The following is a 20,799-nucleotide window of genomic DNA, read 5'->3' on the forward strand; positions in this document are numbered from 1 at the left end:
TGCGCCGAACGGCAGGACATCAAAGACGGCATGAGTGCGTTTCGCCAAAGTGTGGAAGCCATGATCCCGGCGTTGCGCCGCTACGCCCGCGCGCTCACGCGCGACGCGGATGCGGCCGACGATCTGGTGCAGGATACGCTGGTGCGTGCGCTACGTTCGGAGCGATTGTTTCTCGGAGGCGACGTCAGGAGCTGGCTCTATACGATCCTGACCAACCTGAACAAGAACCGGCGGCGGTCGCTCGCAAGGCGCCCGCAATTCATGCAGCTGACGGAGAACAACCCGGATGCCAGCGGGACCGAAGCCGAGGGACGCGACATCGAGAGGGCGCTCTCGACGCTGGTCGAGGAGCAGCGCTCGGTGCTGCTGCTGGTGATGCTGGAGGGCATGAGCTACCGCGAGGTCGCGGACATCCAGGGCGTGCCGATCGGCACCGTGATGTCGCGCCTGGCACGGGCGAGAGCCCACGTTAAAGCCTCGCTGGAAGGTGAGCGCCCGGCGCTCAAACGGGTGAAATGATGGCAGGGTTGATGCATCGCGCGTGCTGCATCCACTGCACGGAGAGAGAAGCAGCGCAGTTGAACCGCGTCAGACTTTTTGGGCCACAGAGCCAGAGACGACCGATATGAACGACCGCAATATTCCCATTACCGAAGACGAGCTGCACGCCTATGTCGACGGCGAGCTGCCGGCCGAGCGCCGCGCCGACGTCGAGGCCTGGCTCGCCGCCCACCCCGAGGATGCCGAGCGGGTACAGTCCTGGCGCGCCATGGCCGAGATGCTGCATGCGCGCTACGACAGCGTCGCTCAGGAGCCGGTGCCAGCCCGGCTGGAGTTGGAGCGGCTGGAGCGCCGCCCGCGGCAATGGCTCTATGGCGCCGCTGCGGCTGTGCTGGTCGCCTTCGTCGCCGGTGGCACCGCTGGCTGGGTGGCGCATGGCGCCGCCAACGCCCCCTCCACCTTCCAGAGCTTTACGACGGACGCGCTCGACGCCCACCGCCTCTACGTCGTCGAGGTCCGCCACCCCGTCGAGGTCGGCGGCAACGAGCGCGACCATCTCCAGGCCTGGCTGACCCGGCGCTGCGGCTGGACCGTGTTCGCGCCGAATTTGGAGGCGAGCGGGCTGAAGCTGGTCGGCGGCCGGCTGTTGCCGGGGCCGAGCGGGCCGGCGTCCTTCCTGATGTATGAGGGCGCCTCGGGCGAGCGGTACACGATCTACACCGCCAAGACCGAGAATGGTGCAACGCAGATGCGGTACGCGAAAACGGACAAGGACGGCGCACTGTTCTGGGCCGAGCGCGGCGTCGGCTACGTCGTCAGCGGCAGCGACCGCGAGCGGCTGACCAAGGTGGCGCAGGCGGTGTACGACCAGGCAGAGAAAAACGGCGGCTAAACAACCGCACACAACGCGGTGCCTCGATTCCGTCATTGAAAATTTGGAATCAAGACATGGGCGCGTCTCATTATCGCACCGGGTGATCACGCGATTATGAGCGGCGTTCGATCCGCCGATCGACGCGGGCGGCCTCGATTGGGGTTTTTGGTACCGCGCTGGTCCCCCTCTCGAGGCCGCACCTTTTTATCGGCTGCCCCGCCGGACAGCCGATACGCCGAGCGTCGAAGCGCTACCACGCTTCACGTGTATGATGAGCATCATCCTGCTGGGAGAATGCTCAGCCTTTAGGAGAAACCCCTTCAGTTCGATCTCGCCCTAACCGAGCCCACTACGTGGATTGTAGGGGTGCTGGTCCCGCCACTTCTCCATCAATGCCTCAAGCTCGGCGTCGTTCCCGTCCGGTAGCATAATCCTGATGGTGACGAAGAGATCCCCGGTTCCGCCGATTTTCGGCAAGCCCTTACCTTTGAGGCGGAAGGTCCGGCCGCTGGAGGTGTTTTTCGGGACCGACAGCTCGACAGCGTTGCCGAGGGTCGGCACGCGGACCTTGCCGCCAAGCACCGCCTCATAGAGCGTCACCGGCAGGTCGATCCTGAGATCGGCGCCCTCAATCTTGAAGAAGGCGTGCGGTGCGACGGTGATGGTGATCAGGAGATCGCCCGGCGGATGGCCTGGCGCGGTTTCGCCCTGGCCCTTCAGCCGGATCTGCTGGCCGCTGACGACGCCGGCCGGAATCTTGACGTTGAGTTCCTTGCCTGTCGGCAGCCGGACCCGCTTCTCGCCGCCCTTGACCGACTCTTCCAGCGACACCGACATGGCGACGTTGACGTCGAGATCGAGCCCAATCCCGCCGGTGTCGAATTCGAACTGTCCGGCACCGCCGGCTCCGGGCCGCGCACCGCGCGTACCGCCGAACATGCTGTTGAGGATGTCCTCGAACCCGCCTGTGCCCTGGCCAGGGCCCGCGCCGCCGCCGGAGCGGAACGTATAGTTTTCGAACCCGCCGGGACCCGCGCGCCCACGCGGCCCGCCCCCGCCACCTGGAAAGCCCTGGAAGCGCGGCTTGCCGTCGGCACCGATCTCGCCGCGGTCGAACTGCTTGCGCTTGTCCTCGTCGCCGATGATCTCGTTCGCCGAATTGATCTCGGAGAAGCGGTCGGCGGCCTTCGGGTCGTCCTTGTTGCTGTCGGGATGGTGCTTCTTGGCGAGCTTGCGATAGGCGCTCTTGATCGCGGCAGCGTTGGCGCTCCGCGGCACCCCCAAGACCTCATAGGGGTCGCGCATCCGTCACGTCTCCTTCAAGGAATCAAATCGTTCAAAAGGGCTCCCCGCCCCACCTGCAGACCATGTGGGGTTGGAGTGGCATTTTTGCAACTAGTCGGGTGAAGCGATTCTCTACGTTTTGGAGCATGATCTTATCGGAAAGCCGGTTCCACTTTTCCGGATCATGCTCAGCTCCGCCACGGCTTTAGCGTATGAATCTCCCAACGGCCACGGCTGCTTTGGCATCCGGCGCCCTGGAGCCAGCTTTCCGTGCTCCCGTTGACATAGCTCGCCAGGAAATCGCGGCACTTGCGGCCGTCCTCGGCCGCATAGGATTGCGCGATCGGCGTGACCGAGCCCCGCGCGCCGGTTTCCGGATTCTCCCAGTGCTGGCTGGAATCCTTGTCGCCCTTGCTCAGCACGTCGGAGGCGGCGTTGCGGGCAAAGGCAAGATCGGTCTCGGTCGGTGCGGCCTCCTTGGCCGGTCGCGCGATCGAACCGGTCAAGTCGCTGTCGTCGGCCTTGGCATAGGCGTTGGTGTCGTTGCGGGAAAAGCTGCAACCGCCGGTGCCAAGCCCGATCAGAATCATCGTCATGACAAAGCCGGACGGGCGGATCGCCGATAGGCCAATGCATCCCCATGCCCTATATAGGGCGGTAGCGGACAACAATGCGTTTTGGGCCGCGGGACGCAACTCGGACTCCAGACATGACCGACACGACCTCGATGAAACACCAGACACCCTTAACATCCGGTGATTTCACCACCGCCGACGAGCCTTTTGCGCTGTTCGAGGCCTGGCTGAACGAGGCGATCAAGAGCGAGCCGAACGATCCGAACGCCATGGCGCTCGCAACGGTCGATGCGGACGGACTGCCTGACGTGCGCATGGTGCTGATGAAAGGCTTCGATACCGAGGGTTTTGTCTTCTACAGCCACATCGCCAGCCAGAAAGGCCGCGAACTCGCCGCAAATCCTAAGGCAGCGTTACTTTTTCACTGGAAGTCGCTGCGCCGTCAGGTCCGCATCCGCGGCAACGTGACGCCGGTGACCGACACTGAAGCCGACGCCTATTTCGCGACGCGACCGAAGCAGGCGCAGATCGGCGCCTGGGCCAGCAAGCAGTCGCAGGAGCTGGAGAGCCGCTTCGCCTTCGAGCAGGCCATCGCCAAGGTCGCGGCCAGGCACGTCATCGGCGAGGTCCCGCGCCCGCCGGGCTGGAGCGGCTGGCGCATCACGCCCTTGCGTATCGAGTTCTGGCACGACCGCCCATTCCGCCTGCATGATCGCATCGAATTTCGCCGTGACGCGGCCGGCCAACCGTGGTCCAAGACGCGGATGTATCCCTGAGCTTTGGGCCGACCTGAAAGATGTCCATGCCGCATTCGTCCAATGCGCCGCGTCGCACGCTGCTCCTGACCGGAGCGAGCCGCGGCATCGGCCATGCCACCGTGATCCGCTTCTCGTCGGCAGGGTGGCGTGTCATCACGTGCTCGCGGCATCCGTTCCCCGAGGACTGCCCGTGGGACGCTGGTCCTGAGGACCACATTCAGGTCGATCTCGGCAATCCCACGGACACCGCGCGCGCGATCAACGACATCCGCGACCGCCTCGAAGGCGGCATGCTGCATGCGCTCGTCAACAACGCCGCGATCTCGCCGAAGGGACCCGGCGGCTCGAGGCTCGGCTCGATCGACACTGATCTCGACACCTGGACGCATGTCTTCCACGTCAACTTCTTCGCGCCCATCATGATCGCGCGGGGATTGATCGAGGAATTGAAGGCGGCCAAGGGATCGGTCGTGAACGTCACCTCGATCGCGGGCTCGCGCGTGCATCCATTCGCGGGCGCGGCGTATGCCACCTCCAAGGCCGCACTTGCATCCCTGACGCGCGAGATGGCCTCGGACTTCGGCCGGGTCGGCGTACGCGTCAACGCGATCGCGCCGGGCGAGATCGATACCTCGATCCTGTCGCCCGGCACCGAGAAGATCGTCGAGCAGCAGATCCCGCTGCACCGTCTCGGTACGCCCGACGAGGTCGCCAAGATCATCTACGTGCTGTGCACGGATACCAGCTCCTACGTCAACGGCGCCGAGATCCACATCAACGGCGGTCAGCACGTGTAGGCAAGGCGCGCAAGGCATGGGCCGGTTCGCAAGCACAGCCTCACTCTACGAACATTTGCGGCCGCTTTACCCGGGCGAATTCTTTCGCAGCGTCGCGGAAAAGCTCGGCCTCTCCAAACAGAGCCGCTTGATCGACCTCGGCACCGGACCCGGACTGCTGGCGCTCGGCTTTGCGCCCTATGTCGGCCGCATCGTCGGCGTCGACCCTGAACCTGCAATGCTCGATGCGGCGCGACGCGCGGGTGCGAGCGCGGGCCACGCGCTGACGCTGATCGAAGGCAAGGCCGAGACGCTTAACCCCGGCATCGGTACATTCGACGTCGTGACGATCGGCCGCGCGCTGCACTGGATGGATCGTGAGCCGACTCTGGCGCGGCTTGAGGAGCTGGTCGCGCGCGACGGCGCAGTTCTGATCTGCGCCTCGTTCTCGGCCACCGATGGCAGCAATCCGTGGCTCGATGGCTACAACGAGATCCGCCGCCGCTGGTCACCCACAAAACTCTGGGAGGAAGCTGGCAAAGGCACGCGCGCCCATCGCGACCTGCCGGCGTTCTTTCGCGGCAGTGCCTTTCAGCCCACCGAGCTCATCACCGTCGAGACCAGCCACACTGTCAGTTTGCAGGACCTGACACGCCGCACTCTCACCTACTCTTCGTCCTCGCCGGATGCGTTGGGCGAGAATGTCGAGGCGATGCTGCGCGACGTCGAAGGCCACCTCGCCTCCTTCAGCCGCGACGGCCTCATCGCCGAGACCATCGCCTCGACGGCGCAGATCGTGATGCGCTAGGTGATTTGTCGCCGATAGACGGGAAGCAAGGCGATCCAGACAACGCCGCCGCAAGACCTGGATCGCCCGCCCTTCCTTCCGTGCCTCAATCGACTCGAATCCGACGCGACCGATCGCGCAGCCTTAGCGGGGCCGCGTCGATTGCAGTCGAGCAGTCGTCGTCGTTCTCGCCGTCGAGCAGCGGAGCACCACAGTGCCGGCACATGCGTGCCGACATCGACGCCGCCTTGCCGCTCGCCAGGACCTGACGATAGTTCGCCAGATCGATGACGTTGCGGAGCGACGTTATGTGTTTTTCAACCATGGCTGTTCCTCGCGGCTAACCCACTGCTTATCGCAGACAAGCTTCGCGTAAACGTTCAGCCCACCGCTCAAATTTTACCGGAGGAATTGGGGCGGCGGGCACACATCACCGCGCGGACGCAATCCCGCTCTATTCTGCGACACCAACCGCGGTGTCTCTGCGACCGGCGTAAGGTCTCGGTAGCTATTACAGCCACTTCTTCCACTTGAAGATCCAGTACGGAACGATCGCGGCGCACAGCATCAGCACGAGCGCAAACGGATAACCATGCGCCCATTCGAGCTCCGGCATCGCCTTGAAGTTCATGCCGTAGATCGAGGCGATCAGCGTCGGCGGCATCAGGACAACGGCCATGACCGAAAACAGCTTGATGATGTTGTTCTGCTCGAGATTGACGACGCCGAGCATGGCGTCGAGCACGAAGGTGATCTTGCTGGAGAGATAGGAGGCGTGGTCGGTCAGCGATGAGACGTCGCGCTGCATGGTCTTGAGCTGCTCGCGCATGTCCTTCGACCATTTCACGCCCTCGACGATGGCCGAGAGGAAGGTGACAACGCGGCCGATCGACACCAGGCTTTCGCGGACCTTGGAGGTCAAATCGCCCTTGCGGCCGATCGAGATCAGGATTTGCGAGTATTGCTTGGCGTGGCCGTGGCGCTCGCTCTCCGGCTCGAAGATGTCATGGGAGACCTGGTCGATGTCGGCACCGCAGCGCTCCAGGATGTCGGCGCAGCGGTCGATCACCGCGTCCAGCAGTTCCATCAGCACCATCTCGCCGGTGATCGCCGGCGTGCAGGAGCGGGCAAGCTTGGCTTCCACCAGTGCGAAGGGCTTTGGCTGGTCGTAGCGCACCGTCACCAGGCGATGGTCGCCGAGGATGAAGGTGACCGCCGTGGTCCGCGGCATGTCGGTGTCGGATTGGCACATCAGCGTCGCGGTCATGTAGCGCGCACCGTTCTCGATATAGAGGCGGCTGGAGATCTCGATCTCCTGCATGTCCTCCCGGGTCGGGATTGCGATGCCCGAGAGCCGCTCCACCGCCTTGTCCTCGGCCGCGGTCGGGTTGACCAGGTCGATCCACACCGCATGCTCCGGAATTGCCGCGAGATCCTCGACGACGGCCTTCTTGAGGGAGGACTCGGAGGGAACGAACACAGAAAACATGCACAACTCCAGCAAGGGCCTGCGACAGAATGACGAGCCCTTAGCGCGATTCTGACAAGTTCATGATGACAAGCACATTAACGGAGCGTTTGCATTTGTGGCGGCACCGTGGCCCAGAATCGACAGTTCGGCATCCTTTGCCCAGAAACCGACTTCGGGACGCAAAACTTGCGGCAAAAAAGCCACAGGTAAGGTCTCGCATTGCGGGAAAAGGTCCGAAAGGCTGGAATTGTGGCAGATTTCAACGATAATAGGGGCAACGGAGTCGTGGTCCTTGGGCTTGGCTCAAGCTCCACGCAAGTTTGTTGTTTTCGATTGGAACCAAATCATGTCGTCGCTGAAAGTTATGCTGGGTATCTTGGCCGCTGGCGTGATGCTGTCGGGCTGCATGCAGGCCACACATTTCGAGGCGACTGACACCAAGGCCTTCAAGCCGAAGGACAAGGAACTCCTTGCCAAGGTTCGGTACGAGAACACTCCGGTCGCCGAGCCGTTCCGCCGCGCCATCGTGGATTACCACCGCAAGGAATCGCCGGGCTCGATCGTGGTCGATTCCGATAACCACTACCTCTATTGGGTGATGGATGGCGGCAAGGCGATCCGCTACGGCATCACCGTCGGCGAAGAGGCCATGGCCTGGTCGGGCATCGCCAAGGTCGGCAGCATGACCGAGTGGCCGGCATGGCATCCGACCCCGGGCGAGATTTCGCGTCTGGGCGTGCCGACGTTCGTTGCGCCCGGTCCGGACAATCCGATGGGCTCCCGCGCGATGTATCTCTATTCGGGCGGCAAGGACACGCTGTTCCGCATCCACGGTACCAACCAGCCGGAATATATCGGCGCCTCGATCTCGTCGGGCTGCATCCGCATGACCAATGAGGACGCGATCGATCTCTACGGCCGCGTCAAGCTCGGCACTATCGTGGTCGTGCTCGAGCCCAAGCATGGCGACTCGCCCTACAATTCGCGCCTTGCACTGCAAGGCGGCGGAACCGGCCAGGCAGGTAGCAACTGATCGTCTTTTGATCTGAGGACATACAAAAGCGCCGGTTTCACCGGCGCTTTTTTGTTGCCGGCTTAGACGGCTGTCGCTTCTCGGGCACCGACTTGTCCGAAGGCGCAGGGGACTTCTCCGCCGCCGCGTCATCAGCTTCGTCCTTTGCTTCAGGCTTGGCCGCGACCTCGCGCGGTGGTGCCTCCTCGGGGCGTTCCGCGGGCAAGAGCGGTGCGACCTGCGGCAGGGGATCCCAGACATTCCACTGGCAGATCCGGTAATCGTTGCGCCGTTGCGCGAGATCGAGATGGATGTGGTCCTCGTGGTACCAGTCCGAGCCCGGTCCGAGCACGGTCGAAAAGCGCGAGCAGACCGAATGCAGGACGCGCTCGCGCACGTCGCGCGACAGGGTCCGGTCGGTCAGGCCGATCGATTGCCCGTTGGTGAGCTTGATGGCGCGGACGTCGAGGGCGTTGGCCTTGCCGTGCTCGGACAGCATGGCGCCAACGATGCGGTTGCGGCCGCGGCACTCGAAGCTGTCGAAATTGTCGAGATCGCTGATGGTCGAGCCGAGGCTGGCGGCCAGCGGCACCATGTCCTTGCGCACCCAATCGGCGATCGCCGATGCCATGGGGCAGCGGAGGATCGCCGCCGGCTTGACCGCCACCTTGCGCTTGTCCGGCAGCACGATGGCCTCGAGCCGCACCAGATCCTCGCCGCCGCAGGCGCCCGGGCCGCGGATGTCAGGTATGGAGGGGGCGATCGCGATTTCCTCGGTCAGCGCGAGGCGGCAGGCCGAGAGTTGCTTTTCGGGCGGCGGTGCGGCCTCGGCGGGTTTGTTGCCGCCGGGCTTATCGGAGGAAGGCTTCCCGTCGGCCTCCGGAGCGGCCTCCTCCGCCGCTTTGGGGGCCTCCTCTGGGCGAGGTTTTGGTAGCGGTATCCTGGCGGAATGAACTGTCGCGCGCGGCCGTGGTGTACCAAGACCAAAGATATCGAGCGGCGCAGCATATTTTCGCGCCTCCGCCCGATCCGCGAGCACAAGCGACAGCCCCAGCGCAGCGGTAACCATTGCCGCGCCGGCGGACATATAGCCGCGACAAGACCATTTGCGGCGAAACTCCGGCAGGCTAAGACTCATGACAATTCTTTGGCCCAGCGCTGAGAGCGACAACCCGCCCAGCGAATTCTCGGAGGAACGACGGAATGCTTGGTTTGATGCAAGATTGGCCCCTGCTCTGCCACCGGATCATCGAACACGCTGCCAGGATTCATGGCAAGCAGGAGGTCGTCACGCGATCGGTCGAGGGACCGATCCATCGCACCACCTATGGCGAAATCCACAAGCGCGCGCTCAAGGTCTCGCAAGTGCTGGATCGCGACGGCATCAAGCTCGGCGACCGCGTCGCAACGATCGCCTGGAACACCTGGCGCCATCTCGAAGTCTGGTACGGCATCATGGGGATCGGCGCCATCTGCCATACCGTCAATCCCCGCCTTTTCCCCGAACAGATCGCCTGGATCATCAACCATGCGCAGGACCGCATCGTGATGACCGACATCACCTTCGTTCCGGTCCTGGAGAAGATCGCCGACAAGCTCACGAGCGTGGAGCGCTACGTCGTACTCACCGACAAGGCGCATATGCCTGAGACCACGCTGAAGAATGTGGTGGCCTACGAGGACTGGATCGCGGAGGCCGACGGCCAATTCAAATGGAAGGACTTTGACGAGAACACGGCAGCCGCAATGTGCTACACATCAGGCACCACGGGCGATCCGAAGGGTGTGCTGTACTCGCATCGCTCCAACGTGCTGCACGCGCTGATGGCCAACAATGTCGATGCGCTCGGCACCAGTGCCTCCGAAACGATGCTGCCGGTAGTTCCGCTGTTCCACGCCAATAGCTGGGGCATCGCCTTCTCCGCGCCCTCACAGGGCACCAAGCTGGTGATGCCCGGCGCCAAGCTCGACGGCGCCTCGGTCTACGAACTGCTCTCGGCCGAGAAGGTGACGCACACGGCCGGCGTGCCGACGGTGTGGCTGATGCTGCTCCAGCACATGACCGCCAACAATCTGAAGCTGCCGGACCTGAAGATGGTGATCTGCGGCGGCTCGGCGATGCCGCGCTCGATGATCAAGGCCTTCCTCGACATGGGCTCGAACGTGCGCCACGCGTGGGGCATGACCGAGATGAGCCCGATCGGCAGCGTCGCGGCGCTGAAGCCGCCGTTCCAGAATGCGACCGGCGATGCCAGGCTCGACGTGCTCCAGATGCAGGGCTATGCGCCCTTCGCCGTGGAGATGAAGATCACCGACGATGCCGGCAAGGAGCTGCCGTGGGACGGCACGACATTCGGCCGCCTCAAGGTCTCCGGGCCCGCCGTCGCCAAGGCCTACTTCCGCATCGACACTGACATCCTCGACGAGGACGGCTTCTTCGACACCGGCGACGTCGCGACCATCGACGAGGCCGGCTACATGCGGATCACCGACCGCTCCAAGGACGTGATCAAGTCCGGCGGCGAGTGGATCTCCTCGATCGACCTCGAAAACCTCGCGGTCGGCCATCCCGCCGTGGCGGAGGCCGCCGTGATCGGCGTGTTCCATCCCAAATGGGACGAACGGCCGCTGCTGATCGTGCAGCTCAAGCAGGGCCAGCAGGCTAGCCGCGAGGACATCCTGAAATACATGGATGGCAAGATCGCGAAATGGTGGATGCCCGACGACGTCGCCTTCGTCGACGGCATTCCGCACACCGCCACCGGCAAGATCCTGAAGACGGCGCTGCGCGACCAATTTAGGGATTATCGCTTCCCGAACGCGGCGGCGTAAGGCCAGCGTATGAACGTCATTCCGGGCGGCTCGATGAGCCGACCCCGGGATGACGGGCCGTAACAACCCGGGAACTCTTGAATTTGCCCCCGGGCCGTGGTCTCAACGGCCCATCGTCGCGCCAGATCGGCCGGCATCGTCCCAAACCCCCGGCAGCACCCACCCGATGGCCCGCAGGTTTTCCGCTCCCTATCAGACGGAGCCCGTGTCCAGCCTCGCGAGCTGGGCGCGCAATCTGGCGGTGTTCGCGGTGGTGGCGGTGGTGGTGTCGATCCTCATCGTCCGCTTCGGCTTTCTGGAGCCGAAGCCGGCGCTAGCCACCTTCTTCGGGGGGCTCGCGGTCGCCGCTCTATCGATCCTGTTCGGCCTCGCCGGCTTTGCTGCGATCTGGCAGAACGGCTCGCGTGGCATGGCCCGCATCCTGCTCGCCTTCCTGATCGACGGTGCGATCCTCGCCTATCCCGCCTATCAGGCCCTGCTGTACAACAAGCTGCCTCATATCTACGACATCACCACCGATCCGATCGACCCGCCGCGCTTTGATGCGCTGTCGCGCCTGCGCACCGGCGACGGCACCAACACCGCCTTCTACGCCGGTCTCCGTTCGGCCGAGCAGCAGCGCGAGCTCTATCCTGACATCGAGCCGATCGAGCTCGAGATTCCGGTCGACCGCGCCTATGCGATCGCGCTCCAGCTCGTCAACAAGCGCAAATGGCTTGTTATCGACGAGCGCGCGCCGCAGCCGCCGCGCCGCATCGGCCGCATCGAGGCGGTGGCGCGCACGCCGATCATGGGTTTCCGCGAGGACGTCTCGATCAGGGTCGTGCCTGACGGCGACGATTCCCGCGTCGATATCCGCTCCGCCTCGCGCTATTTCGACAGCGACCTCGGCAGCAACGCCGCGCGTGTGACCAAGTTCATCGACGATCTCAACACGGCCGCGGACGCTGATGCGCTGAAGCCGGTGAAGAAGACCCCGGTGACACCGCCAAAGGCGCCGGCGAAGACTGTGAAGAAGTGAAATTGGCGAATAGGGAGTAGCGAATGGCGAGTGGAAAAGCCGCCAATTCGCCACTCCCCATTCGCCGTCACGCCATCCTGTACGTCCCGCCAATCACGGGATCGCCATCCGTCGCAACCACGCCGCGCGCAACCAGATCTTCCAGATGCGCCAGCACGGAATAGCCGGCGGCCGTCGTCAGGCGCGGGTCGATGCCGATATAGATCGCGCGGACCATGGTCGGAATGTCAGTCTCGCCCTTGGCGAGGCGGTGCAGGATCGAGGCCTCGCGGGCCTTGCGGTGACGGATCAGGAAGCGCACGAAGCGCGGGCCGTCCGGGATCTCGGGGCCGTGGCCGGAGAAATACAGATCCTCCTCGCGCGCGGCGAGCCGGTCGAGCGAGTCCATGTAGTCGATCATCGAGCCGTCGGGCGGCGCCACGATCGAGGTCGACCAGCCCATCACGTGATCGCCGACGAAGTTGAACTTTCGCTCGGGCCAGGCGAACGCGAGATGGTTGGCGGTGTGGCCGGGCGTGGCCACGGCCTCGAGCCGCCAGCCGGCACCCTCGACGACGTCGCCATGGGCGATCCTGATATCGGGCACGAAGTCGCGGTCGGAGCCGGATTCCGGATTGTGCTTCTCGCTCTCGAAGCGCGGGCGCGAGGCGCGGTGCGGGCCCTCGGCATAAACCGGCGCGCCGGTCGCCTGCTTGATCCGCGCGGTGTTCGGCGAATGGTCGCGGTGAGTGTGGGTGACGAAGATATGGCTCACCGCCTCACCGCTGACGGCATCGAGCAGCGCCTTCGCATGCGCCTCGTCGTCAGGACCGGGATCGATGATCGCGACCTTGCCGGTGCCTACGATGTAGCTGACCGTGCCGGTGAAGGTGAACGGGCTCGGATTGTTACAGAGCACGCGCCGCACGCCGGGGCGGACTTCCTCGACGACGCCTGCTTTGAGCGGAAAATTGCGGTTGAACGGGACGTCGTCGTTGTCGGACATGGGACTTCCTGTGCACTACAGCCCCAACTCTCGCCGTCATACCCCGCGAAGGCGGGGTATCCAGTACGCCGTGGCGCCGGTGGCGAAGGCGAGGTCTCTGGGATACTGGATCGTCCGCTCCAGTGCGCAAGTGCGCACAAGGCGGACGATGACAGCTGAGCAAGGCAACCAGCACCGAAGCCGGATCAGAAAAACGCCTGAATGCCTGTGATCGCACGTCCGAGGATCAGGGCGTGGACGTCGTGGGTGCCCTCGTAGGTGTTGACCGTCTCGAGGTTATGGACGTGGCGCATCACGTGGTACTCGGCCGAGATGCCGTTGCCGCCGTGCATGTCACGGGCGACGCGGGCGATGTCGAGCGCCTTGCCGCAATTGTTGCGCTTCATGATCGAGATCATCTCGGGCGCGAACTTGCCCTCGTCCATCAGGCGGCCGACGCGAAGCGAGCCCTGAAGGCCGAGCGCGATCTCGGTCTCCATGTCGGCGAGCTTCTTCTGCACGAGTTGGGTCGCGGCGAGCGGCTTGCCGAACTGCTTGCGGTCGAGCGTGTACTGGCGGGCGCGGTGCATGCAGTCCTCGGCCGCGCCGAGCGCGCCCCAGGAGATCCCGTAGCGGGCGCGGTTGAGGCAACCGAACGGGCCCTTGAGGCCGGAGACGTTGGGCAGCAGCGCGTCCTCGGGAACGACGACGCCGTCCATCACGACTTCGCCGGTGATCGAGGCGCGGAGCGAGAGCTTGCCGCCGATCTTCGGCGCGGAGAGGCCTTTCATGCCCTTCTCCAGCACGAAGCCGCGGATCTGGTTGTCGTGCTCGGCCGACTTGGCCCAGACCACGAACACGTCCGCGATCGGCGCGTTCGAGATCCACATCTTGCTGCCGGTGAGGCGATAGCCGTCGGAGACCTTCTCGGCACGGGTCTTCATGCCGCCCGGGTCGGAGCCGGCGTCCGGCTCGGTCAGACCGAAGCAGCCGACCCACTCGCCGCTCGCGAGCTTCGGCAGGTACTTCTTGCGCTGGTTCTCATCGCCATAGGCGTAGATCGGATACATCACCAGCGAGGACTGTACCGAGTTCATCGAGCGATAGCCGGAATCGACCCGCTCGATCTCGCGCGCGACGAGGCCATAGGCGACATAGCTCGCGTTGGCACAGCCATATTCCTCCGGCAGCGTGATGCCGATCAGGCCGAGCTCGCCCATCTCGTTGAAGATCTCGCGATCCGTCGTCTCTTCGAGATAGGCCTTGGTGATGCGCGGCAGCAGCTTGTCCTGGGCGTAGGCGCGGGCGGTGTCACGCACCATGCGCTCGTCTTCGGTCAGCTGCTCGTCGAGCAGGAACGGATCGTCCCACTGGAAAGAAGCCGCAGCCGGCTTGTCCTTGGCCTGAGGGCGCACGCTCATGAAAACGTCCTTTCGTCTGGTTCCGTCAAATTTGCCCGACAAACTAAAGCGCCGCGGCAACAAGTGCAATTGCGTTGCAGATGGATGGGTCTGCCTGAATCCCGGGGACGCGCGTCGCGCACCCCGAGGGATGCTGGCGCACCCTGGGATCACAGCGCTAGCTTTCGAGCTGCTCGTTGGCGACGATCTCGATGCCGAAGCCCGACAGGCCCTTGTAGTCATGCACCGAGGAGGTGAGATGGCGGATCGAGGTGACGCCGAGATCGCGCAGGATCTGCGCGCCGACGCCGACTTCGCGCCACTGGCGGTTGCGGTCGGCCTCGGTCGCGCTCTCGTCGGGCAGCGGGGCCACGGGGACGCCGGCTGCGCCGTCGCGCAGGTAAACCAGCACGCCGCGGCCGGATTTCTTGAAGTGCTCGAGCACGGCCGCCATGCGCTTATGGCCGGTGAAGATGTCCTTGACGATGTTCGGCTTGTGGAAGCGCGTCAGCACGTTCTTGCCGTCGCCGACGCCGTTATAGACGAACGCGACGTGGGCGATGGAATCGAACGGCGAGCGGTAGGCATAGCCCTGAAGTGGCCCGATCGGGCTTTCGGTGACGAAGGTCGAGACCCGCTCGATCAGCTTCTCGCGCACCTGGCGGTAGGCGATCATGTCGGCGATGGTGACGTGCTTCAGCTTGTGCCTGGCAGCGAACTGCGAGACCTGCTCGCCCTTCATCACGCTGCCATCGTCGTTCATCAGCTCGCTGATGACGCCGACCGGCGGCAGGCCGGAGAGCTTGCAGAGATCGACCGCGGCCTCGGTATGGCCGGAGCGCAAGAGCACGCCGCCGTCCTTGGCGATCAGCGGGAAGATGTGGCCCGGGCGGGCAAAATCGTTGGCGCCGGCATTGGGATTGGACAGCGCGCGGCAGCACGAGGCGCGCTCCTCGGCGGAGATGCCGGTGCCGCCGTCGGGCTTGTAGTCGATCGAGACCGTAAACGCGGTGGTGTGCGCGGAGTCGTTGTGGGCCACCATCGGATCGAGCCGCAGGCGGCGTGCGTCCTCGGTGGTCACAGGTGCGCAGACGATGCCGGAGGTGTGGCGAATGATGAATGCCATCTTCTCCGCGGTGCAAAGCGAGGCGGCGACGATCAGATCGCCCTCGCCCTCACGATCGTCGTCGTCGGTGACGACCACGAGCTCACCCCGGGCAAAGGCCTGCAAGACTTCCTGGACGCTATCGGGCATTTCCCAATCTCTATCGGTTATGAGCGGGAGGCTTAGCCGGACTTGAGCCGGGGCGCTAGTGTCCTGGACGCAACCACATATTCCGGGCAGCGGGCCTGGTAGCGGCAGGCTTGCACCGAAGATACCTGGCTATAGGCGCAGATAGCCGGGAAGGAAGGCGGGCCGCGCCGTCTCAGGGCAACACTTCACGCCGCTCGCCAAGCCGCTGATCGAACTCGGCGCGCTTGTCGGCCAGAAGGCCGGCCTGGGCGGCTTCGATCACGGTAAACAGCTCATGAGCGTCGCTGAGCCGGGTCACCGTGACATAGCTGGCGCCGGCCTCGTAGAGCTCGCCCACATCCGACAAGAGATCGGCCGTGGCGACGATCATGGCGGTCGGGTTGAGGGTGCGGACGTGGCGGACCAGCTTCTCGTTGCTGGCGCCCTTCAGCAGCGCATCCGGCACGCTGAGGATGATCATCTCGGACTTGCCGATGCCGGCATGGAGCAGCGTATCGGCGCTGCTGATGTCGCCATAGATCACGTGCAAACCGCGCGAGAGCAGCGTCTGGTACACATTGGGGTTGAAGTCGATCACGGTGATCTGCTCGAGCAGAACCGGGGTCTGCCGTTCGATCTCGGCCAAAAGCGCGCTCGCCGCACGGAAAAAGCCGAGGATGACGATCCGACGCGCCTCGCCATGGCCGCCCTCATGCCCTTCCTCGGCATGGCCGTTGCCATGGTCGAGGTCGCGCAGGCCGATCCGCTTCAACGGGCCGATCGCCCAGCGGGTGATCTCGTCACTGCGGCTCATCGCGAAGGTCGAGAGCACCGCGAGCACCACGAAGGCGAAGGAGGCCGCGTTGGCGGTCTCCGGGGCGATGTGGTGGTCGGAGACGCCGGTCTGGATCACCACCAGGGAGAACTCGGAGATCTGCGCGAGGTTGAGGGCCGGCAACAGGCTCGCACGCAGCCCCTGCTTCATCAGATAGAGCGGAGCAAAGGTGGTGACGAGGCGGCTCACCACCGTGAACGCAGCGATGATCAAGGCAAGCCCGATCACGGACAGGCCGGGCACGGGAATGGTCATGCCGAGCGCGACGAAGAACAGCGTGATGAAGAAGTCGCGGAGCGTGGTGACCTTGGCGGTGACGTCGAGCGCGTAGGGAAAGGTCGAGAGCGAGACGCCGGCGATCAGTGCGCCCATCTCGCGTGACAGCGATAGCTGCTCGGCGGTTTCGGCAACGAGAAAGCACCAGGCCAGCGCGCCGAGCAGGATCAACTCGGGACGCCGGGCGATCTGGTGGAACAGGCGCGGCAACACATAACGGCTGACCAGCAGCGCGGCGGCGACCAGCACTGCGACGCGGCCGATCGAGATCAGGATGACACTGACCTCGAGATTGGCGAGGCTCGGCTGCACCGCCAGGAACAGGATGGCGAAGATGTCCTGGAGCACGAGGACGCCGAGCGTGATGCGACCTGGCAGCGTGTCGAGCTCGCGCTTCTCGTAGAGCACCTTGACGATGATGACGGTGCTCGACAGCGCGCAGGCGACGCAGAGATAGACCGCATCGAATTGCCCGCCGCCGAGCGACAGGCCGATGCCGATGAAGAACAGCACCCCGAGCAGGCAGCCGCCGATAAGCTGGCCGCCCGCCGCGAACAGGATCACCTTTCCCGCCCGCACGATCTTCTTCAGGTCGATCTCCAGACCGATCATGAACAGCATGAAGATCAGGCCGAGCTCGGAAATGACGCTGATCGATTCCTGCGACTTGACCCATCCGGCGCCGAATGGACCTATGCAGAAGCCGGCGATAAGGTAGGCCAGGATCAGCGGTTGCCGGGAGAAATGGGCGAGCAAGCCCAGCATCCAGGCAAACAGAATACAGAGAGTGATGTCGCGAATGAGCTCGTGCATGCCAAACAGGTCCGTTTTGCCGCACCCTAGAGACCGGGTGCGATGCGGCAAGCGAGCAATTCGTCACATGCGGATCGTGCTCTGGCTCATAGCCCTGCTAGGCCCGTTCGCGGCCGCTGTGCCCGTGGCCGCGCAGCCCAAGGTCAATATCGAGCAAAACTTTGCCGATTCGCTCACCGCACTGCCGAAGGAGGAACTCGCCGTCTCCGGCGGATTCTACGTGCCGGCCTATTCCAGCGTCGCGATGAGCCAGGGCAAGCTGCGCGTCGACTTCTCGGTGACGCTGAGCATCCACAATGCCTCGGAGACGCAGGCACTGGTGGTGAAGCGCATCGCCTATTTCGACACCGCGGGTAAGCAGGTCGAGAGCTACCTGAAGGCGCCGGTGGCTTTGAAGCCGCTCGCCACGGTCTCGATCTTTATCCCAACCGACGACGTGCGCGGCGGGACCGGCGCCAACTTCATCGTCGACTGGGCTGCAACAGGCGAGATCGCCGAGCCCGCGGTCGAGGCCTTGATGGTTGGCGGGGTAGCCAATGCGCATTACGCTTTCATCAGCCAGGGACGTCCCACGAGGACGGCGGGAAAAAAATAGAAAACCCGAAAACAACCCCATGCACAGTAGACCCAATCCGCAAAATCAATGACTTGCCGGCCCACGAGACACGGATGCGGATTTTACGAATTTTGTTTGACGCGTCGGGCAAAACACTGGCATGATGACATCATCAAAATCGCGGCGCCCGGTCGGCACCAGGCCAGCCGCCGAATAAAAAACAACGAGGAACGCTCCCATGACGTCCAGCTTCGATTTCGCGCCCCTGTTTCCCGCAGGGCTGCCGGCCCCTTCCGCGCGCTGGACGGGCCTTGCCAAATACAGCTTTGTCGGCGGCAACAATGACGCCGAGCAGGTGCCGCTTGACGAGCTGATCGAGGCAACCAACACGGTGCTGCGGCGCGAAGGCCGCTCGCTTGCCACTTACGGGCTGGCGCATGGTCCGCAGGGCTATTTGCCCTTGCGCGAATTCCTGGTGACAAAACTGAAGCGCGATGCCGGCATCAATTGCACGGTCGACGATCTCATGATCGTCTCCGGCTCGCTGCAGGCGCTCGACCTCGTCAATTCGACGCTGCTGACGCGCGGCGACACCGTGATCTTCGAGCAGGACAGCTATCAGGGCTCGCTGACCCGCCTGGCACGGCTCGGCGTCAACGTGGTTGGCATCCCGCTCGACGATGACGGCATGCGCATGGACATGCTGGCCTCGACGTTGGCCGACCTCAAAGGCCGCGGCATCCGGCCGAAGTACATCTACACCATTCCGACCGTGCAGAACCCGACCGGCAGCATCATGCCGGAGAGCCGCCGCGCTGAGCTGTTACGGCTCGCGACCGAATATGGGGTGCCCATCTTCGAGGACGATTGCTATGCCGACCTGATCTGGTCGGGACAGCGGCCACCCGCGATCCATGCGATGAGCGAGAACGGGGGCGTGATCCATATCGGCTCGTTCTCGAAATCGATCGCGCCGGCGCTGCGCGTCGGTTTCATCGTCGCGCCCTGGGATGTGATGTCGCGGATGCTGGCGCTGAAGACGGATGCCGGCTCAGGCGCGCTGGAGCAGATGGTGCTGGCCGCCTATTGCAAGGCGCATTTTGCGACCCACGTGCCGGCGCTAACCAAGGCGCTGCGCACAAAGCTCGATACGCTGATGGAAACACTCAACGAGCAGTTCGGAACGGCGGCCGAATTCGAGGAGCCCCGGGGCGGCATTTTCCTGTGGGTGAAGCTGCCCGACCAGGTCGATACGCTCAAGCTGTACCAGGCCGCGCTCGCCGCCGGCGTCTCGATCAATCCGGGGCCGGAATGGTCGACCAACAAGGGCCATTCGAGCTCGCGTCTACGGCTGTGCTTTGCCAGCCCTTCGCATCAGCAGATCCGCGAGGGCGTCGCGGTGCTGGCCGAGGTCTGCCGCAAGGAGTTTGGCGTGCCGGCCCGCAGCGCCAATGTGGAGAAGCGAGCCTAAGATTCAGGCGACCCGAGGCTGGCTGCCGTGGATCGCGGAGGCCAGCCGCAACAGCAGCACGATCGAGACGTTGCCCTTGCCGGCCTCGATCTGGGCGATATAGCGCTCGGAAATCCCGGACCTGCGGGCAAGCTCCCGGCGCGACAGCTCGCAGCGGGCGCGCGAGGATCTCAGGCGTTCGCCCAGCTCGGTTAGAAACGCGGCCTCGGAATAAGGCGGCGCGGCACAGCTCCCCGGCAGCACCTCGCCCGCGAAATCCATGACTTGATTCAGCATCGGTCTATCCAACTTCGCCTTCGGGAAACGCCATCCTACCGGGGATAGGGCGGGCCTCATTGACGCGGATCAAATTCGCGCGCGATTGGCCGCTGCCGTGGACGAGCGCGCGCGGGATGCTACACTTTGGAATTCTTCGAGGCGGGGGTTTTCAGAACATGGCGCGTTGTCTGGGCCGCGGGATCGCGGCTGCGATGGTGTGGATTGCGTTCGCGCCCACCGCCGGTGCCGAAACACTTGCGGCGACGGTCGAACAATGGGGCCTGCTCGGCTCGTGGGCGGTCGATTGTGCCGCCCGGCCCGACCGCGACAAGGGCGCGCTCCTGACTTACGAAATCCGGAAAGACGGAAGGGTGATGTACCGGCGCAATTTCGGCGAGACCAAGGACGAGAACGAGGTGGTGTCCGCCACCGTCAATGTCGAAGGCTCGCTCAATGTGATGGTGTACTTCCCCTCGCTCCAGCAGACGCGCGAGTTCGGCCTGCGGCTTTCAAAGCAAGGTAGCTTGCGCGCGATCTACAATCGCAGCGAGCGCGGCGAGTACACGATCAAGGAGGGCAAGTACGTTGCCACCGGCGAGCCAACACCTGCGCAGCAACGCTGCGATTAAACCACCTGAACAGCTGTTCAGAATTCTCCTGCGATTCCTGCGGAACGTTCGCGTCTATGCGCGGTTCTCATTTGCATTGAATTGGAGGAGGACATCATGAAGAAGCTTGCTTATGTCGTTGCCGCTCTCGGTGCGCTCGCGGTTGCGGCGCCGACGCTGGCCAGTGCAGAGACTGTGGTGATCAGGAACGGTCACCATCATGGCTACGGCGCCCGCGCCGAAATGCGCGAGCATCGCGACAACGGCTGGCATCGCGGCTGGCGCCATCACGACCGTGTCGTGGTGGTCAAGCGCGGTCACCGTCATCACTGGGACTAACCCACGACGCAATACGGAAATGGCCCCTCGCGGGGCCATTTCTTTGCGTGTTTCCTTCTCCCCCTGTGGGAGAAGGTGGCGCGAAGCGTCGGATGATGGTTATCTCTCAGCGAATTCAAATTGTCAGGGATGTGCGTGTGGAGAAAAACCCCTC

At 64.0% G+C, this 20,799-nt stretch carries 22 protein-coding genes; 12 read left to right on the forward strand and 10 right to left on the reverse strand.

What is annotated here, in order from left to right; all coding sequences use genetic code 11:
* The first annotated feature begins 30 nt into the window (after positions 1-30).
* Positions 31-519, forward strand: a complete 489-nt coding sequence (locus IVB29_RS07415; protein WP_092029204.1) for a sigma-70 family RNA polymerase sigma factor — start codon at positions 31-33, stop codon at positions 517-519.
* 106 nt (positions 520-625) lie between these two features.
* On the forward strand, positions 626-1,393 hold the full coding sequence (locus IVB29_RS07420; RefSeq protein WP_247502736.1) for an anti-sigma factor: 768 nt from the start codon (positions 626-628) through the stop codon (positions 1,391-1,393).
* Between the two features lie 318 nt (positions 1,394-1,711).
* On the opposite strand, the gene IVB29_RS07425 is transcribed toward IVB29_RS07420, so the two are convergent.
* Both IVB29_RS07425 and IVB29_RS07430 read right to left on the reverse strand, forming a co-directional pair.
* Positions 1,712-2,680 (reverse strand): DnaJ C-terminal domain-containing protein, encoded by a 969-nt coding sequence (locus IVB29_RS07425; RefSeq protein ID WP_247502737.1) that lies wholly within the window; start codon positions 2,678-2,680, stop codon positions 1,712-1,714.
* Between the two features lie 167 nt (positions 2,681-2,847).
* Positions 2,848-3,255: an RT0821/Lpp0805 family surface protein gene (locus IVB29_RS07430; protein ID WP_247502738.1), complete on the reverse strand. Its 408-nt coding sequence runs from the start codon at positions 3,253-3,255 to the stop codon at positions 2,848-2,850.
* A 113-nt stretch (positions 3,256-3,368) separates the two neighbouring features.
* On the opposite strand from IVB29_RS07430, the gene pdxH reads away from it, so the two are divergent.
* From pdxH to IVB29_RS07445, 3 genes are read left to right on the forward strand one after another with little or no spacing between them, the layout of a single operon-like run.
* On the forward strand, positions 3,369-4,010 hold the full coding sequence (gene pdxH, locus IVB29_RS07435; RefSeq protein ID WP_247502739.1) for a pyridoxamine 5'-phosphate oxidase: 642 nt from the start codon (positions 3,369-3,371) through the stop codon (positions 4,008-4,010).
* 26 nt (positions 4,011-4,036) lie between these two features.
* Positions 4,037-4,789: an SDR family oxidoreductase gene (locus IVB29_RS07440; RefSeq protein WP_247502740.1), complete on the forward strand. Its 753-nt coding sequence runs from the start codon at positions 4,037-4,039 to the stop codon at positions 4,787-4,789.
* A gap of 16 nt (positions 4,790-4,805) precedes the next feature.
* Complete coding sequence (locus IVB29_RS07445) at positions 4,806-5,576, forward strand: methyltransferase domain-containing protein (RefSeq protein ID WP_247502741.1); 771 nt, start codon at positions 4,806-4,808, stop codon at positions 5,574-5,576.
* Between the two features lie 85 nt (positions 5,577-5,661).
* Here IVB29_RS07445 and IVB29_RS07450 read toward each other — a convergent pair whose 3' ends face one another.
* Positions 5,662-5,880, reverse strand: a complete 219-nt coding sequence (locus IVB29_RS07450) for a hypothetical protein (RefSeq protein ID WP_247502742.1) — start codon at positions 5,878-5,880, stop codon at positions 5,662-5,664.
* Positions 5,881-6,066: 186 nt separating this feature from the next.
* Positions 6,067-7,044 (reverse strand): magnesium transporter CorA family protein, encoded by a 978-nt coding sequence (locus IVB29_RS07455; RefSeq protein WP_247502743.1) that lies wholly within the window; start codon positions 7,042-7,044, stop codon positions 6,067-6,069.
* A 328-nt stretch (positions 7,045-7,372) separates the two neighbouring features.
* Between IVB29_RS07455 and IVB29_RS07460 the strand changes: the two genes are divergently transcribed.
* Positions 7,373-8,059, forward strand: coding sequence for a L,D-transpeptidase (locus IVB29_RS07460; protein WP_247502744.1), 687 nt, complete (start codon positions 7,373-7,375; stop codon positions 8,057-8,059).
* 37 nt (positions 8,060-8,096) lie between these two features.
* Here IVB29_RS07460 and IVB29_RS07465 read toward each other — a convergent pair whose 3' ends face one another.
* Positions 8,097-9,176 carry an extensin family protein gene (locus IVB29_RS07465; RefSeq protein ID WP_247502745.1) on the reverse strand — a complete coding sequence of 360 codons (1,080 nt, stop codon included), beginning with the start codon at positions 9,174-9,176 and terminating at the stop codon, positions 8,097-8,099.
* A gap of 65 nt (positions 9,177-9,241) precedes the next feature.
* Between IVB29_RS07465 and IVB29_RS07470 the strand changes: the two genes are divergently transcribed.
* Positions 9,242-10,870, forward strand: a complete 1,629-nt coding sequence (locus tag IVB29_RS07470; protein WP_247502746.1) for a fatty-acid--CoA ligase — start codon at positions 9,242-9,244, stop codon at positions 10,868-10,870.
* Positions 10,871-11,036: 166 nt separating this feature from the next.
* A complete protein-coding gene (locus IVB29_RS07475; RefSeq protein WP_247502747.1) occupies positions 11,037-11,891 on the forward strand; it encodes a DUF1499 domain-containing protein in 855 nt (284 codons plus the stop codon).
* A gap of 67 nt (positions 11,892-11,958) precedes the next feature.
* Here IVB29_RS07475 and IVB29_RS07480 read toward each other — a convergent pair whose 3' ends face one another.
* The 4 genes from IVB29_RS07480 to IVB29_RS07495 all read right to left on the reverse strand — a co-directional run bounded on the left by IVB29_RS07480 (position 11,959) and on the right by IVB29_RS07495 (position 17,413).
* Positions 11,959-12,876 carry an MBL fold metallo-hydrolase gene (locus tag IVB29_RS07480; RefSeq protein WP_247502748.1) on the reverse strand — a complete coding sequence of 306 codons (918 nt, stop codon included), beginning with the start codon at positions 12,874-12,876 and terminating at the stop codon, positions 11,959-11,961.
* Between the two features lie 185 nt (positions 12,877-13,061).
* Entirely contained in the window at positions 13,062-14,276 is a 1,215-nt protein-coding gene (locus IVB29_RS07485; protein WP_247502749.1) for an acyl-CoA dehydrogenase, read from the reverse strand.
* Positions 14,277-14,433: 157 nt separating this feature from the next.
* Complete coding sequence (ribB, locus tag IVB29_RS07490; protein ID WP_247502750.1) at positions 14,434-15,510, reverse strand: 3,4-dihydroxy-2-butanone-4-phosphate synthase; 1,077 nt, start codon at positions 15,508-15,510, stop codon at positions 14,434-14,436.
* A gap of 172 nt (positions 15,511-15,682) precedes the next feature.
* The gene (locus IVB29_RS07495; protein ID WP_247502751.1) at positions 15,683-17,413 is read right to left on the reverse strand and encodes a cation:proton antiporter; all 1,731 of its coding nucleotides are present in this window, start codon (positions 17,411-17,413) and stop codon (positions 15,683-15,685) included.
* Positions 17,414-17,480: 67 nt separating this feature from the next.
* On the opposite strand from IVB29_RS07495, the gene IVB29_RS07500 reads away from it, so the two are divergent.
* Together IVB29_RS07500 and IVB29_RS07505 are read left to right on the forward strand one after the other, a co-directional pair.
* Positions 17,481-18,008, forward strand: coding sequence for a DUF3124 domain-containing protein (locus tag IVB29_RS07500; RefSeq protein WP_247502752.1), 528 nt, complete (start codon positions 17,481-17,483; stop codon positions 18,006-18,008).
* 199 nt (positions 18,009-18,207) lie between these two features.
* The gene (locus tag IVB29_RS07505; protein ID WP_247502753.1) at positions 18,208-19,440 is read left to right on the forward strand and encodes a PLP-dependent aminotransferase family protein; all 1,233 of its coding nucleotides are present in this window, start codon (positions 18,208-18,210) and stop codon (positions 19,438-19,440) included.
* A gap of 3 nt (positions 19,441-19,443) precedes the next feature.
* Here the strand turns inward: IVB29_RS07505 and IVB29_RS07510 are convergent, their stop codons facing one another.
* The gene (locus tag IVB29_RS07510) at positions 19,444-19,716 is read right to left on the reverse strand and encodes a helix-turn-helix domain-containing protein (RefSeq protein ID WP_247502754.1); all 273 of its coding nucleotides are present in this window, start codon (positions 19,714-19,716) and stop codon (positions 19,444-19,446) included.
* 158 nt (positions 19,717-19,874) lie between these two features.
* Here IVB29_RS07510 and IVB29_RS07515 point away from each other — a divergent pair, with 158 nt between their 5' ends.
* Both IVB29_RS07515 and IVB29_RS07520 read left to right on the forward strand, forming a co-directional pair.
* Positions 19,875-20,327, forward strand: a complete 453-nt coding sequence (locus tag IVB29_RS07515; protein ID WP_247502755.1) for a hypothetical protein — start codon at positions 19,875-19,877, stop codon at positions 20,325-20,327.
* A 96-nt stretch (positions 20,328-20,423) separates the two neighbouring features.
* Entirely contained in the window at positions 20,424-20,645 is a 222-nt protein-coding gene (locus IVB29_RS07520; RefSeq protein WP_247502756.1) for a hypothetical protein, read from the forward strand.
* Positions 20,646-20,799 lie beyond the last annotated feature (154 nt).

It is taken from the genome of Bradyrhizobium sp. 1, assembly GCF_023073315.1.
GTDB lineage: Bacteria > Pseudomonadota > Alphaproteobacteria > Rhizobiales > Xanthobacteraceae > Bradyrhizobium.

Coding starts and splice junctions, on each gene's coding strand:
- IVB29_RS07450 (WP_247502742.1), bottom strand. CDS start 5,880: ATGGTTGAAAAACACATAACGTCGCTCCGCAACGTCATCGATCTGGCG.
- IVB29_RS07460 (WP_247502744.1), top strand. CDS start 7,373: ATGTCGTCGCTGAAAGTTATGCTGGGTATCTTGGCCGCTGGCGTGATG.
- IVB29_RS07425 (WP_247502737.1), bottom strand. CDS start 2,680: ATGCGCGACCCCTATGAGGTCTTGGGGGTGCCGCGGAGCGCCAACGCT.
- IVB29_RS07500 (WP_247502752.1), top strand. CDS start 17,481: ATGCGGATCGTGCTCTGGCTCATAGCCCTGCTAGGCCCGTTCGCGGCC.
- IVB29_RS07470 (WP_247502746.1), top strand. CDS start 9,242: ATGCTTGGTTTGATGCAAGATTGGCCCCTGCTCTGCCACCGGATCATC.
- IVB29_RS07510 (WP_247502754.1), bottom strand. CDS start 19,716: ATGCTGAATCAAGTCATGGATTTCGCGGGCGAGGTGCTGCCGGGGAGC.
- pdxH (WP_247502739.1), top strand. CDS start 3,369: ATGACCGACACGACCTCGATGAAACACCAGACACCCTTAACATCCGGT.
- IVB29_RS07520 (WP_247502756.1), top strand. CDS start 20,424: ATGAAGAAGCTTGCTTATGTCGTTGCCGCTCTCGGTGCGCTCGCGGTT.
- IVB29_RS07420 (WP_247502736.1), top strand. CDS start 626: ATGAACGACCGCAATATTCCCATTACCGAAGACGAGCTGCACGCCTAT.
- ribB (WP_247502750.1), bottom strand. CDS start 15,510: ATGCCCGATAGCGTCCAGGAAGTCTTGCAGGCCTTTGCCCGGGGTGAG.
- IVB29_RS07485 (WP_247502749.1), bottom strand. CDS start 14,276: ATGAGCGTGCGCCCTCAGGCCAAGGACAAGCCGGCTGCGGCTTCTTTC.
- IVB29_RS07440 (WP_247502740.1), top strand. CDS start 4,037: ATGCCGCATTCGTCCAATGCGCCGCGTCGCACGCTGCTCCTGACCGGA.
- IVB29_RS07515 (WP_247502755.1), top strand. CDS start 19,875: ATGGCGCGTTGTCTGGGCCGCGGGATCGCGGCTGCGATGGTGTGGATT.
- IVB29_RS07480 (WP_247502748.1), bottom strand. CDS start 12,876: ATGTCCGACAACGACGACGTCCCGTTCAACCGCAATTTTCCGCTCAAA.
- IVB29_RS07445 (WP_247502741.1), top strand. CDS start 4,806: ATGGGCCGGTTCGCAAGCACAGCCTCACTCTACGAACATTTGCGGCCG.
- IVB29_RS07475 (WP_247502747.1), top strand. CDS start 11,037: ATGGCCCGCAGGTTTTCCGCTCCCTATCAGACGGAGCCCGTGTCCAGC.
- IVB29_RS07505 (WP_247502753.1), top strand. CDS start 18,208: ATGACGTCCAGCTTCGATTTCGCGCCCCTGTTTCCCGCAGGGCTGCCG.
- IVB29_RS07415 (WP_092029204.1), top strand. CDS start 31: ATGAGTGCGTTTCGCCAAAGTGTGGAAGCCATGATCCCGGCGTTGCGC.
- IVB29_RS07430 (WP_247502738.1), bottom strand. CDS start 3,255: ATGACGATGATTCTGATCGGGCTTGGCACCGGCGGTTGCAGCTTTTCC.
- IVB29_RS07465 (WP_247502745.1), bottom strand. CDS start 9,176: ATGAGTCTTAGCCTGCCGGAGTTTCGCCGCAAATGGTCTTGTCGCGGC.
- IVB29_RS07495 (WP_247502751.1), bottom strand. CDS start 17,413: ATGCACGAGCTCATTCGCGACATCACTCTCTGTATTCTGTTTGCCTGG.
- IVB29_RS07455 (WP_247502743.1), bottom strand. CDS start 7,044: ATGTTTTCTGTGTTCGTTCCCTCCGAGTCCTCCCTCAAGAAGGCCGTC.